Source organism: Pseudomonas putida (genome assembly GCA_029953615.1).
GTDB lineage: Bacteria > Pseudomonadota > Gammaproteobacteria > Pseudomonadales > Pseudomonadaceae > Aquipseudomonas.
Genome location: CP124529.1, coordinates 3,846,159 through 3,859,852, shown reverse-complemented (window position 1 = coordinate 3,859,852; position 13,694 = coordinate 3,846,159). Strand labels below are relative to the sequence as shown.

Genomic DNA, 13,694 nt, shown 5'->3' with positions numbered 1-13,694 from the left:
GAGCGGGCGTGCCCGCGAATGGGCCGCAAAGCGGCCCCGATTTATTTCGGCGTGCCGTGCACCACACCGGCAGTGTTATCCAGCAGGCTCTTGGTCGCCGTCTGGATAAACGCTTCCAGCTTCTTCAGCATTTCCGGCTGGTCCGGGCTTTCGATCAGCTCGGCCTTGAACTCGCTGCCCAGCTGGTAGCGGTACATGCGTGGGGTCATGTCCTTGGACTCGATCAGGATGCGGTCGCCCTGCACCAGGCCGACGATCTGCTCGCTGCCCGATGGCTTGATCATGCCCACGCCCTGGTCGCCTTCAGGCAGGTTGAGGAGGTCACGGCCCCAGCACTGGTGACGGGCCTGGCCACCCAGGCGGCCCATGATGGTCGGCACGATGTCGACCTGGGTGCCCACGGTGTGGTTGACCGCACCGAACTTCTCCTGGATGCCCGGGGCAATCAGCAGCAGCGGTACGTTGAAGCGGCCCAGGTCCAGCTCGGTGACCTGCTGGTGGTTGCCAAAGCCATGGTCGCCAACGATGACGAACAGGGTTTCCTTGAAGTACGGCTCCTTGCGCGCCTTCTCGAAGAACTGGCCCAGCGCCCAGTCCGAATAACGCATGGCGGTCAGGTGCTCGTCCAGGCGACCCTGGCCGGTGACCTTCTCGACCGGCAGGTCCTTGGGCAGCGCATACGGGGTGTGGTTGGACAAGGTCTGCAGCAGCGCGTAGATCGGCTTCTTGCCATCGTGCCTGGCCAGTTCTTCGTTGCCACGGTCGAACATGTCCTGGTCGGAAACGCCCCAGGTCGGGTCGGAGAACACCGGGTTGACGAAGTCGTTACGGCCAATGAAGGTGGTCATGCCCTGGTTGCCGAAGAACCCGGACTGGTTGTCCCAGGCAAAGTCGCCGTTGTAGACGTACACGTCGTCGTAATCGCGGGCGCTGAGCAAGGCCGGCAGACCGGACAGCTTGTGGCCGCCTTCCGGGGTCTGCATCAGGTATTCGAAGCCTGGCAGGTTGGGGAAGCAGGCCATGGTGGCGAACATGCCCTGGTGGGTATGGGTACCATTGGAGAAGAAGCGGTCGAACAGCAGGCCCTCTTTGGCCAGCTTGTCGAAATACGGGGTGATGTTGTTGGGGCTGCCCAGCGCGCCCACCGAGTGGCCGGCGAAGCTTTCCATCAGGATCACCACCACGTTCTTGATCGGCAGGGTGCGCTCGGCCGGCGGCACGAAGTCGCGGCGGATGGCAGCCTCGTCGGCATCGACCAGGGTGTCGTTGGCGGTCAGCAGCTGCTCGCGCACGCTCTGCGTGGCCACGTCCTGCTCCAGCACCGGTTTCCAGATATTGGCCCGGTCCTCGCCGAAACGGCTCTTGGCAGCATCGATCAAGGTCAGGGTGCCGTTCAAGCCCAGCTGGTTGACGAAGTTGGAGTCGGTGGTGAAGGCATCACCCCAGCGCATCGGCGGGCCCTGACGCAGAGTGCCACGGGCAGCGACCACGGCTACCAGCAGGATCACCATGAACACCGCCAGGCGGTTGTACCACGGCGCCGCGCGGCGCTGCAGGGTGACTTCGTCGGCGCCATTGCCACGGGTCATGCGGTCGATGCCCTTGAACAGCAGGCTCAGCAGCCAGGTGCCGAACAGCCAGGCCAGCAGGTAGCGCACCACAGGGAAGCCGTACCAGAGCATGCTCAGCACGGTTTTCGGGTCTTCCTTGATGTACTGGAACACCAGGCCGTTGAGGCGCTGGTGGAACTCGCGATAGAAGTCCAGCTCCATCAGGCCGAGGAACATCACCACGCTCGAGGTGATGGTCAGCCAGAAACGGAACAGGCCACGCCGGGCCATGGCCCAAGGGCTGAGAATGGCCAGCAGCAGCGGAATACTGATGTACACCACCACCCGCAGGTCGAAGCGCAAGCCGTTGAGGAAGCCTTCGGCGACGGTCGCGCCGGGGGTATCGCCAATCATGTCGCTGTTGTAGACCAGCAGCGCCAGGCGCACGAGGCTGAGCATCAGCATGATCACCAGGGCGCTGAGCAGCGTGTAGGCCAGGTGGGATTTCAGGGTGGGCGAGAACGACGCTCGCGCGCCCCGTTGCTTCAAGGCGTCCGGGTTAGCCATGAATGGGAAGGTCCTAGGATTGCGGGTTTGCGGAGATGGCGCAGGTGTATACCAACGCAGCATTGTGCGGGTGCGGATTCTGTTTAAACCAATGTGAAAATTTTGTCACGGGGGTGTTGCGGGTTTTGTCTGTTTCGGCCTCTTCGCGGGCATGCCCGCTCACAGGGACTGTGGGAGCGGGCGTGCCCGCGAAGAGGCCAGTACAGGCATTCAGATTTGCACATTCCCCCGCGGCCCGGCAATCGCCCAGATCACCAGGCCAACCACCGGCAGCAAGGCGATCAGCAGGATCCACAACACCTTGATGCCCACTTCGCTGCCACTCTTGATCACATTGAGGATGGCCCAGATATCCAGCGCCAGGATGATCAGCCCGACCAGGCTGTTGAACGTCGAACCCATGCCTAAACTCCTGTCCAGAGGCTTTGCCACAGCATAGCCAGCTATCACGTCGATAGAAGGGAATCCTTGGCCGTTTGCACGTGTCACTGCTTAAACTGCTCCATCCACCGATTTCGAGGTTGCCATGCCCGCACACACCCACAGCGTAGCCCTGCCTTCGCCCGTCAGCGCCTGGCGCCAACAGATGCACGACAACCCCTGGATCGGCGCCGGCCTGGCCCTGAGCCTGCTGGTGGTACTGGTACTGCTGGGGGCGAGCCTGTGGAACGCGGTGAACGGCGACCACGCCGACAATCTTCACCTGGCCGCACTGGGCGGGCTGTCCGGCTTTGGCGCGACGGCGCTGGGCGCGGTACTGGCGGTGGTGCTGCGCGATATCCGGGCACGCACCCAGGACGTGATGTTGGGTTTTGCCGCCGGCATGATGCTGGCGGCCAGTTCGTTCTCGCTGATTCTGCCGGGCCTGGATGCCGCCCGTGAAATTACCGGCAACGGCCCGGCCGCGGCCTTTACCGTGGTGCTGGGCATGGGCCTGGGCGTGCTGCTGATGCTGGGCCTGGACCGCTTCACCCCGCACGAACACGAAAGCACCGGCCCGTGCGGCCCGGAAGCCGAGCGCATCAGCCGGGTGTGGTTGTTCGTGCTGGCGATTACCCTGCACAACCTGCCTGAAGGCATGGCGATTGGCGTGAGCTTCGCCAATGGCGACATGAACATCGGCCTGCCGCTGACCAGCGCCATCGCTATCCAGGACATCCCCGAAGGGCTGGCCGTGGCGCTGGCCTTGCGCGCTACCGGGTTGTCGAGCCTGAAGGCCGCGCTGGTGGCGATCGGGTCGGGGCTGATGGAGCCGCTGGGTGCCGTGATCGGCCTGGGGATCTCGACCGGCTTTGCCGTGGCCTACCCGGTGAGCATGGGCTTGGCGGCGGGGGCGATGATCTTTGTGGTGAGCCACGAGGTGATTCCCGAAACCCACCGCAATGGGCACCAGACGGCGGCGACCCTGGGGCTGATGGGTGGGTTTGCGGTGATGATGTTCCTGGATACTGCGCTGGGCTGAAGCTTGAAGCTGCCTGTGCCGGCCTCTTCGCGGGCTCGCCCGCTCCCACAGATACTCCACTGCCCTCAGGCCCAGTGAAAATCCTGTGGGAGCGGGCATGCCCGCGAAGAAGCAAACACTGAAATCAGACGTGTACGGCGACCTTCAGAGCTTCCAGGGCAGGCTCGACCCTGATCCCCACCTCTGCCCCCAGCTCCAGCACCCGTGCCAGGTCGTTCTGCCCCACCATCACCATCTGCAGCTCGTCATCCAGCAACTGGCTGAAGTTGAGCAGCACATAACCACCCGCCTCTTTGTTCAGCGCCCCCATCTGCACCTGAATGCGGTTGAGTGCCGTCAGCGGCTCGGTGCGGGCCAGTTGTTTGGGCTTGAGGGTGAACGGCACGCTCTGGTCGAACGAGTCGCTGATCTGCTGGAACAGCGCCTGGTAACTGTCGGCCTGGAACACCACGGTGTCCGGCAGGCTTCCCAGTACCACCCATTCGCCCAGCGGGATGGGGAAGCTGTCATCGTAGTTGACGTCGGGGTTGGCGGCCAGGAAGGCGGCGGGGTCGGCGTAAGCCTGGGCGGCCTCGTCGGCAATGCGCTCGATGTCTTCCTCGCGCATGCAGCCAGCGCCAATGAGGCTGATGAATTCGAGCAACTGAGTTTTCATGAAAGGGGGCCTGCGACGGGTGAAAAGTCGCCAAGGATAGCCGCAAATGCCCCCTTGCGGTTAGCCGGCCAGCACTTGCAGGCGCGCGGCGGCGTCCACCGCCCCCATGGTTTGCGCTGCCATCAGCGCGGTGGCCCCGCGGGCATCCTGTCGGGCCGGGTCGGCACCCTGGGCCAGCAGGTACTCGATAATTTCGCTGCGGTTGAACATGGCCGCCAGCATCAACGCGGTGCGGCCATCCTGTGCGGCTGCGTCCACCGGCACGCCGTGCTCCAGCAACAGGCGGATCATGGCCAGGTCGCCCTTGAACGCGGCTCCGGCGATGGGCAGCTGGCCGTTATCGTTGGCAATCAGCGGGTCGGCGCCGTGCGCCAGCAATACACGCACCGCGTCGTGGTGGCCGTGGTAACTGGCCAGCATCAGCAGGGTGTCGCCCTTGTGGTTGCGCAAGTTGGCCGGCAGGCCGCTGGCCAACAGGCGCCCGAGCATCTCGGCATCGCCTTGGCGGGCACGTTCGAATACCTGCTCGGCGAAGGCAGCGGTTTCGTCGGCGGTCATGGTGGCGGGCGTGGGTTGGCTGGACATCTGGAACCTCCTGGCAGAAATCGTTGCCCAAGTCTTTGTCAGGCAAGGCTGCCGGGTCAAAGGTTCAGATTCTATCGGGCCGATAGCTGGCGCCAGGTCGTGCAATATGCACTGTGCAAAATGCACGACCGTGCAGGTTGCACGACAACGCCTTTGGAAAACACACTTAACCAACTGTATTTAAAGGATTTTTTCGAAAAATGCATTCTGGCACGGTCACTGCAAACATCAACTCATGTCTGCCACGCAACAGCCAGGAGTTGATATGGACCTCATCCAGGAAAAGTTCGTTTCGGTATTTTCGGCCTATCAGGTGAATACCCAGGCCCGCCCCGACGGCGGTGTCATGCTGACCCTGCGCGCCGCTGACGGCAAGGTCACCCGCCGGGTGCTGACCTATGCGCAACTGCACAGTGCCGAGCAGCTTTCGTGGGCGATCAGTGCGATTCGCCGGGACTTGGCCGAACAGGCCAGTGAATTGCCGGTGATTTCGATGCTGCAGAGCCAGCAGCGGTTTGCCTTGCCGACTTATCGCTGAGTTCTGTGTTGGCTGATCTGGCCTCTTCGCAGCGCAAGGCTGCTCCTACAGGTACCGGCTGACAAGGGCCCTGTAGGAGCAGCCTTGCGCTGCGAAGAGGCCGGCAAAGCCATTACAGCTCATCAACGCCCAGGAACGCCCGCGCAGTCACGTCTCCGGTAAACCTCGGCTGCATGCCCTGCTCGCTGCCATACAACCGCAACGCCAGGCAGAACGGCACATCGCCCAGCTCAACCCAGCGCCGGGTACCCGCCGGCACCACCAACTGGTCACCCTTCTCGCACAGCACCGAATACACCCACTCCCCCACCCGCAGGCCAACTTGCGCCCGCCCGCTGACCACGGCGAACACCTCATCGGTGTCATGCACATGCTCATCGCGCACATTCACCTGCGCCGGGGCCTCACCGTCACGGTTGAGCACCACGAACGCCTTGCTGCCATGCGCCGTCATCAACTGGTCCAGGTACCCGCGGCAGGCCTCCAGCACCTCGTCCTGAGCCGTGCCCGGGCGCACCCGCAGGCCATGCTCGGCATGGGCAAAGTGCACGCCCTGCTCGGCCAGGGTAGCGGCGATGTCGTCGTTGTGGGTCAGCACCTTGTTCGGCAGTTCCGGGCTGGAGAAATGGAAAACACTGAGAATGCTCATCAGGGGCGGGTCCTGGTCGGTTGCGAACAAAGGGCAATGATAACGGCTGCAGCCACGGCTGCGGCACTGGCCATACCAAAGGTGAAGGTGGGCCCCAACAGTTTCCAGCTGTAGCCCGAATACAATGCCCCCAACGCACCGCCGGTGCCCGATAGCGCCGCATACAGCGCCTGGCCCTGACCCTGCTGACGGGCACCGAAGCTGGCCTGGACGAATGCGATGCTGGCGGCATGGAAGCAGCCGAAGGTGGCCGCGTGCAGTACCTGGGCGAACACCAGTACCGCCGGCTCGCCGGCCAGGTTGCCCAGCAACAGCCAGCGCAGAGCCGCCAGCACGAAGCTGGCCAGCAGTACCCGCTGCACGGAAAAGCGCGCGAAGATGCGGCTCATGGCCATGAACACCAACACTTCGGCTACCACCCCGAGTGCCCACAGCAAGCCGATGGCACCCCGGGCATAGCCCAGGTGTTCCAGGTGCAGGGTGAGGAAGGTGTAGTACGGCCCGTGGCTGAGCTGCATCAGCGCCACGCAGGCGTAGAACGCGATCACCCCCGGTGCCCGCAGCTGCTGCAGGAAGCCGCCCGCGCCGCTGCGCTCGCCCTGCTCCACCGGCTGGGCATTGGGCACGAACAGGCTGGCGGCGACGATGCCGGCCATGATCGTGACCAGCGCCACCGGGTAGATATCCAGGCTCAGCCACTCGAACAGCCGGCCCAGGCCGACCACGGTGAGGATGAAGCCGATCGAGCCCCACAGGCGCACCTGGCTGTAGCGTGCAGTCTGCCCGTGCAGGTGGGCCAGGGTGATGACCTCGAACTGTGGCAGCACCGCATGCCAGAAGAAGGCATGCAAGGCCATGACCAGCGCCAGCCAGGCGTAGCTTTTGCCCAGGAAGATCAGGGCGAAGGTGGCCAGGGTAGATAGCGCGCCCAGGCGCACGATCAACAGGCGCTGGCCGGTGCGGTCACCCAGCCAGCCCCACAGGTTGGGGGCGATGCAGCGCATGAGCATGGGGATGGCCACCAGCTCGCCGATGCGCGCCGAGGAGAAGCCCAGATGGTCGAAGTACAGCGCCAGGAACGGGGCGGTGGAACCGAGCAGGGCGAAGTAGAACAGGTAGAAGCTGGACAGGCGCCAGTAGGGGATTGGTTGCATGGGGGTGGCCTTGTGGGGACCTGTGCCGGCCTCTTCGCGGGCGCGCCCGCTCCCACAGGGAACCCACAGATTCTGACAGCGGTGATGAACCTGTGGGAGCGGGCATGCCCGCGAAGAGGCCGGTACTGGCGAATCAGAGCTGGCCCAGCACCGGGGTATTCACCTTCACATCGGCATTCTGCGCGCGGTGGCGCAGCAGGTGGTCCATCAGCACGATGGCCATCATCGCCTCGGCGATCGGCGTGGCGCGGATGCCCACGCACGGGTCGTGGCGGCCTTTGGTGATGACATCCACCGGGTTGCCGTCGATGTCGATGGAGCGGCCCGGGGTGGTGATGCTGGAGGTCGGCTTCAGTGCCAGGTGGGCAACGATCGGCTGGCCCGAAGAAATACCGCCGAGGATGCCGCCAGCGTTGTTGCTGAGGAAGCCTTCCGGGGTCAGTTCGTCACGGTGCTCAGTGCCGCGCTGGGCCACGCTGGCGAAGCCGGCGCCAATTTCCACTCCCTTGACCGCGTTGATGCTCATCAGCGCGTGGGCAAGTTCGGCGTCGAGGCGATCGAAGATCGGCTCGCCCAGGCCCGGCATCACGCCTTCGGCGACCACTGTAATCCTGGCACCCACCGAGTCCTGGTCACGGCGCAGCTGGTCCATGTAGGCCTCCAGCTCCGGCACTTTGCTTGGGTCAGGGCTGAAGAAAGCGTTCTGCTCCACCGACTCCCAGGTCTTGAACGGGATCTCGATCGGGCCCAGCTGGCTCATGTAGCCGCGCACGGTGATGCCCTGGGTGGCCAGGTACTTCTTGGCGATGGCGCCAGCGGCCACGCGCATGGCGGTTTCGCGGGCCGAACTGCGGCCACCGCCGCGGTAGTCGCGGATGCCGTACTTGTGGTGGTAGGTATAGTCGGCGTGGGCCGGGCGGAACAGGTCCTTGATCGCCGAGTAGTCCTTGGACTTCTGGTCGGTGTTGCGGATCAGCAGGCCGATCGAGCAGCCGGTGGTGCGGCCTTCGAACACGCCGGAGAGGATTTCCACCTCGTCGGCTTCCTGGCGCTGGGTAGTGTGTCGGCTGGTGCCGGGTTTGCGCCGGTCGAGGTCGTGCTGCAGGTCGGCGAGGGAAATTTCCAGGCCCGGTGGGCATCCATCGACAATGGCGACCAACGCCGGGCCATGGCTCTCGCCAGCGGTGGTGACAGTGAACAGCTTGCCGTAGGTATTGCCGGACATGGACGCTCCGCGAGATCTGCCTGAAGTGAACGAAAGCGGCAGTATACAGATGGTTGGGTTGCCTGTGCTGGCCTCTTCGCGGGTAAACCCGCTTGTATGGTAGGACTTGAAGGGAGGAGGAGGGTCATAACTCGCTTCTGACTGTTCGCAGCAGTACAGACCGTGGGAGAAATCACCCCTCCTCCTTTCAGCACCCAAGCGCCGATAAGGAATGCCTCGTTTGCAAACGACGATAGATGCAAGCCTGCGCCAGGGTGTGCCCTTCAAGTCACACTACGCTACAAGGAGCAGCTATCCATGGCAATGTCCGCAACCCCAATCGAAGCTGGCGTGGACACCGCCAAAGATGAACTGGTGATTCAAAGCGCTCCGAGCACCAAACCCTTCGCCATTCCCAACACCCCGAAAGCAATCAAAGCCTGGCTTAAGACGCTGCCTAAAGGCTCAGCGCTGGCCATCGAAGCGACCAGCACTTATCACATGGAAATGGTGGAGCAGGCCCACGCTGCGGGCTTTGCGGTCTATGTTATCGACGGCTTGAGGTTGAGCAAATACCGGGAAAGCGTTGCTGTGCGGGCGAAAACTGATGCCCACGATGCCGCTTTGCTCGCCCGTTTCCTTAGCAACGAGCGAGGTTCCTTGAAGGCCTGGGTTCCGCCACCTGCGGGGCATCGTGAGATCCAGATGCTGCTGCGTCGCCGCGCCAAACTGGTAGCCGTGCGCGGCATGCTGCGGATGAGTTTGTCGGGCGACAAGATGTTTGCCTCAGCGCTCAAGAGCATTGAAGAAACGGTCAAGCGCGTAGAGCTTATGCTTGAAAAACAGCTGCGTACGGTGATCAAGACGGCGGGGCTTTCCGATCAGTTGCGTCGCGTCCAGAAGCTTCCCGGTGTTGGCTTTTTAACGGCTGCCGGCTTAGTGATGTCCTTCATGCGCGGCGAATTCAAGAACAGTGATGCCTTTGTCGCTTACCTGGGCATGGATGTAACGGTTGCCCAATCTGGTAAATGGGCAGGCAGAGGGAAGTTGAGCAAGCGTGGGGACTCGGAGGTTCGCAGGCTGTTGTACAACGCCTCGATGAGCGGCAGCCGAACCAAGACTTGGTCGCAGTTTTACGCCCATCATCAAGCACGCGGGAAGAAGACCACACAAGCCTTGGTAATCCTTGCACGTCGCTTGGCTCGTCTGGCCTTCGGTCTGATGAGGCATCAGGCCGACTGGAAGCCCGAGATATATACCGGAGGTGCCAAACCAGCCAGCTGAGGCTGGAGCTGCTGCGCAGCCCAACGAAACTGACGGATAGCACCCAACGCCCGAAGAGAAACTCTCTGGCGCGCTGACTTGTGCCTGGAGATTGCTGAACGAGGCCGAAGACGGTTCTACTGAGAAATTGCCTTCGGCCATAGAATCTCCCACAGGATCACCACAGGCCTGGGCAATTTGCGGTACCTGTGGGAGCGGGTTCACCCGCGAAGGGGCTGAACCTGCTATACAAAGCCCGAGAACCTTCCCGCAAACACTGGGTCAAACCGTCATCTCCCCATGTAGTACCGCATGATGTCGCGCCTCGTCGCCCTCTTCTTCCTGCTGTGCACCGGCCTGGCCCAGGCCGCCGCCCCCACCGTGCTGCAACGCCCGATCGACCTCGACACCGGCCAGGGCGTGCTGCATGGCAGCCTGCTGCTGCCGCAACAGGCCACCCCGCCACCGGTAGTGCTGATCATCGCAGGCTCCGGCCCCACCGACCGTGACGGCAACAACCCGGCGTCAGGCCGGGTCGACAACCTCAAACGCCTGGCCCTGCTGCTGGCCAACGCGCACATCGCCAGCGTGCGCTACGACAAGCGCGGGGTGGCCGCCAGCCAGCCGGCCACGCCCGACGAGCGTGACCTCAGCGTGGAGCGTTACGTGGACGACGTGGTCGCCTGGAGCCACAAGCTCAAGGCCGACCCACGCTTCGGCCCGTTGATCCTGGTCGGCCACAGCGAAGGCGCGCTGATCGCCAGCCTGGCCGCCGAGCAGGCCGGCGCCAGTGCGGTGATCACCCTGGCCGGCAGCGGCCGGCCATTGGCCGAGGTGCTGCGCGAACAGCTGGCCCAGCGCCTGCCGCCGGCACAACTGGCGGGTGGCAGCGCCCTGCTCGACCGCCTGCAGGCCGGGCAGACCAGCCTGGAAGTGCCGGCACCGCTGCGCCAGGTATTCCGCCCCAGCGTACAGCCCTACCTGATTTCACTGTTCCGGCAGAACCCGGCGGCGGCCTTTGCCCGCCTGCCCATGCCCGCGTTGATCGTGCAAGGGCGCAACGACGTGCAAGTGGGCGTGATCGACGCCGAACGGCTGAAGGCGGCCAAGCCGGATGCGCAGCTGGTGCTGATCGATGGCATGAACCACATGCTGCGTATCAGCCCCAAGGCGATGAGCCAGCAGCGCGACAGCTACCTGAACCCGGAACTGCCGCTGGCAAGGGAGCTTGGCGAGCAGATTGTGACGTTTATCCAGCATTTGCCTTCTGCCTGAGCCTCAGGTCTTGGCCGGTACGGCCGATAATTTCGGTAATAGCGGAACATTGGGGCCGCTGGCGCGCCCCATCGCCGGCAAGCCAGCTCCCACAGGAATACCACAGGCCTGAATGCCGTGCGGTCCCTGTGGGAGCTGGCTTGCCGGCGATGGGCTGCGCAGCAGCCCCTGCCGCATGCCCGAACCCAAGGACAAGCCCTGATGACAACCGCCCCCGCCGCCGTAGAGCCGGCCGAAGAGCCCGAGGAAAGCACCGCCCTGCCCTGGGCCGAGCTGGCCGCCGAACATTTCCAGCTGTTGCGCCTGGCCGCCCTGCCGACTGACCGTAGCACCGGCGCACGGCCGCTGCGCTTTGTGCAGTTCGGCTATGCCGAGCGTCACGACAAGGCGCACAGCCTGCTGCGCATGGAAATCCAGCTGCCCGGGCAGAAGGTGCACAAGGAACAGAACCGCCTGGACATTCGCGTCGACCACTCCGCGCGCCTGGTGCGCATCGGCAATGAACATGGCCTGCAACTGGAGCCGCTGAACCGTGGCATCGGCCGCTTCCTGCTGGCTCAGGCCGCGCAGTGGCTGCAGCGCAAGTGGTCGCACTACCGGATCGAGGGCATGGCGCTGCCGAGCAAGGATGCGCTGAACGAAGACTCACGCCTGCGTCGTGACCACTGCCTGCGCGGGATGGGTATCGAGGTGGAGTACGAGGACAGCCAGCATCTGAAGGGCCGTACCGTGGAAATGACGGTGGGCGAGCTCAAGGGGGCGTGGAACAGCGAGCGCTTGCAGCGAGTGGGGATACTGGATGCTGCCGGCCTGCTGCAGCAGGCTGACCAGCAGTTGCAGGAGAAGGAAGGGCAACTGCGTGAGCGCGATGAACGGGTTGCCAAGTACCAGCGTGAAGACAGCGGGTTGCGCTTTACCATTACCTGCCTGGTGGCATTTGCGGTGTTCCAGGCGGGGTTGCTGATCTGGATTGCCACGCGCTGACACCGCGTTGCCTGCTTCGCGGGCGCGCCCGCTCCCACAGGTATTGCGCAAAGCCTGAGGACGGCGCTGTACCTGTGGGAGCGGGCAAGCCCGCGAAGAGGCCCTGGAGTCAGACGCGGGCCTTGAACAGTTCCTGATGCTGGCGGCACTGCTCGGCAGTCAGCATGAATACCCCATGCCCGCCGCGCTCGAACTCCAGCCAGGCAAAGTCCACCTCGGGGTACAGCGCCTCGACATGCACCTGGCTGTTGCCCACCTCGACAATCAGCAAGCCCTTGTCGGTCAGGTGGTCCGCCGCTTCGGCCAGCATCCGCCGCACCAGGTCCAGGCCATCGTTGCCACAGGCAAGGCCCAGCTCGGGCTCATGGTGGTACTCGGCCGGCATGTCGTCGAAGTCCTCTGCGTCGACATACGGCGGGTTGGACAATATCAGATCGAAACGCTGCCCCGGCAAGCCGCCAAAACCGTCGCCCTGCACGGTGTACACGCGCCCGTCCAGGCCGTGGCGTTCGATGTTCTGGTTGGCCACTTCGAGCGCTTCGAACGACAGGTCGGCCAGCACCACCTCGGCCTCGGGGAACACGTCGGCGGCAACGATGCCGATGCAGCCGGAACCGGTGCACAGGTCGAGAATGCGCGCCGGTTCGCTCGCCAGCCACGGCTCGAAGCGCTTCTCGATCAGCTCGCCAATCGGCGAGCGCGGCACCAGCACGCGCTCGTCGACGATGAACGACATGCCGCAGAACCAGGCTTCGCCCAACAGGTAGGCGGCCGGCACGCGTTCTTCGATACGGCGCTTGAGCAGGTGCTGCAGGCGTACCCGCTCGTCGTCCTCAAGCATGCAGTCCAGGTAGCTGTCGGCCACCTCCCACGGCAGGTGCACCGCCCCCAGCACCAGCAGGCGGGCCTCATCCCAGGCATTGTCGGCACCGTGGCCGAAGAACAGGTCGTGCTCGTGGAAGCGGCTGACCGCCCAGCGAATGTAGTCGCGCAGCGTGCGCAGGCGGGATGTGATCACGGGGTACTCCTAATTCAGACCGGACAAAAGTCTAACAGCCCCACTCGCACATTTGTTCCTTTGCATTGCCCAATGGCTAGCCACAGGCCAGTAACCATGCCGCTTACGTTGTCAACCATTCCCATTGGCGCCAAGGCAGGGGACAATAGGTATACAAAAGCCCTATCCAAGGAGCCCTTGATGTCCGTTCCAACCACGATGTTCCGCCTCACTGGCCGCGACTACCCGCCGGCCAAGCTGAGCCACGCCAGCCTGATCATCATCGATGCGCAAAAGGAGTACCTCAGCGGGCCCCTGGCGCTGTCGGGCATGGACGAGGCCGTGGCCAACATCGCCAGGTTGCTCGACGCTGCGCGCAAGAGCGGCCGTCCGATCATCCACGTTCGCCACCTGGGCACTGTCGGTGGCCGCTTCGACCCACAAGGGCCGGCTGGCCAGTTCATTCCGGGGCTGGAGCCGCTGGAAGGCGAAATCGTCATCGAAAAACGCATGCCCAACGCGTTCAAGAACACCAAACTGCACGAGACACTCCAGGAACTGGGCCACCTGGACCTGATCGTCTGCGGTTTCATGAGCCACTCCAGCGTCAGCACCACGGTACGCCGCGCCAAGGACTATGGTTACCGCTGCACCCTGGTGGAAGACGCTTCGGCGACCCGCGACCTGGCATTCAAGGATGGGGTGATCCCGGCCGCGCAGATCCACCAGTGTGAAATGGCCGTGATGGCCGACAACTTCGCTTGCGTGGCGCCCACCGCCAGCCTGATCTGAGCGGCCAGGTAACCGCCCG

Annotated in this window: 14 protein-coding genes; 6 read left to right on the top strand and 8 right to left on the bottom strand. The window is 63.8% G+C overall.

What is annotated here, in order from left to right; all coding sequences use genetic code 11:
* Positions 1 to 41: 41 nt before the first annotated feature.
* On the bottom strand, positions 42 to 2,117 hold the full coding sequence (locus QIY50_17740; protein WGV19242.1) for an LTA synthase family protein: 2,076 nt from the start codon (positions 2,115 to 2,117) through the stop codon (positions 42 to 44).
* Between the two features lie 210 nt (positions 2,118 to 2,327).
* Positions 2,328 to 2,519 (bottom strand): PLD nuclease N-terminal domain-containing protein, encoded by a 192-nt coding sequence (locus QIY50_17735; protein ID WGV19241.1) that lies wholly within the window; start codon positions 2,517 to 2,519, stop codon positions 2,328 to 2,330.
* Positions 2,520 to 2,703: 184 nt separating this feature from the next.
* Between QIY50_17735 and QIY50_17730 the strand changes: the two genes are divergently transcribed.
* A complete protein-coding gene (locus QIY50_17730; protein ID WGV23083.1) occupies positions 2,704 to 3,579 on the top strand; it encodes a ZIP family metal transporter in 876 nt (291 codons plus the stop codon).
* Between the two features lie 124 nt (positions 3,580 to 3,703).
* Here the strand turns inward: QIY50_17730 and QIY50_17725 are convergent, their stop codons facing one another.
* Together QIY50_17725 and QIY50_17720 are read right to left on the bottom strand one after the other, a co-directional pair.
* Complete coding sequence (locus QIY50_17725) at positions 3,704 to 4,234, bottom strand: hypothetical protein (protein ID WGV19240.1); 531 nt, start codon at positions 4,232 to 4,234, stop codon at positions 3,704 to 3,706.
* A 60-nt stretch (positions 4,235 to 4,294) separates the two neighbouring features.
* Positions 4,295 to 4,819, bottom strand: coding sequence for an ankyrin repeat domain-containing protein (locus QIY50_17720; protein ID WGV19239.1), 525 nt, complete (start codon positions 4,817 to 4,819; stop codon positions 4,295 to 4,297).
* 265 nt (positions 4,820 to 5,084) lie between these two features.
* Between QIY50_17720 and QIY50_17715 the strand changes: the two genes are divergently transcribed.
* Positions 5,085 to 5,357, top strand: coding sequence for a DUF3509 domain-containing protein (locus QIY50_17715; GenBank protein ID WGV19238.1), 273 nt, complete (start codon positions 5,085 to 5,087; stop codon positions 5,355 to 5,357).
* A 112-nt stretch (positions 5,358 to 5,469) separates the two neighbouring features.
* Here QIY50_17715 and QIY50_17710 read toward each other — a convergent pair whose 3' ends face one another.
* The 3 genes from QIY50_17710 to aroC form a co-directional block, all read right to left on the bottom strand.
* Positions 5,470 to 6,006, bottom strand: coding sequence for an oxidase (locus QIY50_17710; protein ID WGV19237.1), 537 nt, complete (start codon positions 6,004 to 6,006; stop codon positions 5,470 to 5,472).
* On the bottom strand, positions 6,006 to 7,160 hold the full coding sequence (locus QIY50_17705) for an MFS transporter (protein WGV19236.1): 1,155 nt from the start codon (positions 7,158 to 7,160) through the stop codon (positions 6,006 to 6,008). The genes QIY50_17710 and QIY50_17705 overlap by 1 nt, the downstream gene beginning before the upstream one ends.
* A 133-nt stretch (positions 7,161 to 7,293) precedes the next feature.
* The gene (aroC, locus tag QIY50_17700) at positions 7,294 to 8,385 is read right to left on the bottom strand and encodes a chorismate synthase (GenBank protein ID WGV19235.1); all 1,092 of its coding nucleotides are present in this window, start codon (positions 8,383 to 8,385) and stop codon (positions 7,294 to 7,296) included.
* Positions 8,386 to 8,682: 297 nt separating this feature from the next.
* Between aroC and QIY50_17695 the strand changes: the two genes are divergently transcribed.
* From QIY50_17695 to QIY50_17685, 3 genes are all read left to right on the top strand, one after another.
* The gene (locus QIY50_17695; protein WGV19234.1) at positions 8,683 to 9,648 is read left to right on the top strand and encodes a transposase; all 966 of its coding nucleotides are present in this window, start codon (positions 8,683 to 8,685) and stop codon (positions 9,646 to 9,648) included.
* A 291-nt stretch (positions 9,649 to 9,939) separates the two neighbouring features.
* Positions 9,940 to 10,902 carry an alpha/beta fold hydrolase gene (locus QIY50_17690; protein WGV19233.1) on the top strand — a complete coding sequence of 321 codons (963 nt, stop codon included), beginning with the start codon at positions 9,940 to 9,942 and terminating at the stop codon, positions 10,900 to 10,902.
* A 201-nt stretch (positions 10,903 to 11,103) separates the two neighbouring features.
* Positions 11,104 to 11,886, top strand: a complete 783-nt coding sequence (locus QIY50_17685; protein ID WGV19232.1) for a hypothetical protein — start codon at positions 11,104 to 11,106, stop codon at positions 11,884 to 11,886.
* Positions 11,887 to 11,995: 109 nt separating this feature from the next.
* On the opposite strand, the gene prmB is transcribed toward QIY50_17685, so the two are convergent.
* Positions 11,996 to 12,904: a 50S ribosomal protein L3 N(5)-glutamine methyltransferase gene (prmB, locus tag QIY50_17680; protein ID WGV19231.1), complete on the bottom strand. Its 909-nt coding sequence runs from the start codon at positions 12,902 to 12,904 to the stop codon at positions 11,996 to 11,998.
* A 180-nt stretch (positions 12,905 to 13,084) separates the two neighbouring features.
* On the opposite strand from prmB, the gene QIY50_17675 reads away from it, so the two are divergent.
* Positions 13,085 to 13,675, top strand: a complete 591-nt coding sequence (locus QIY50_17675) for a cysteine hydrolase family protein (GenBank protein WGV19230.1) — start codon at positions 13,085 to 13,087, stop codon at positions 13,673 to 13,675.
* The last annotated feature ends 19 nt before the right edge of the window (positions 13,676 to 13,694 follow it).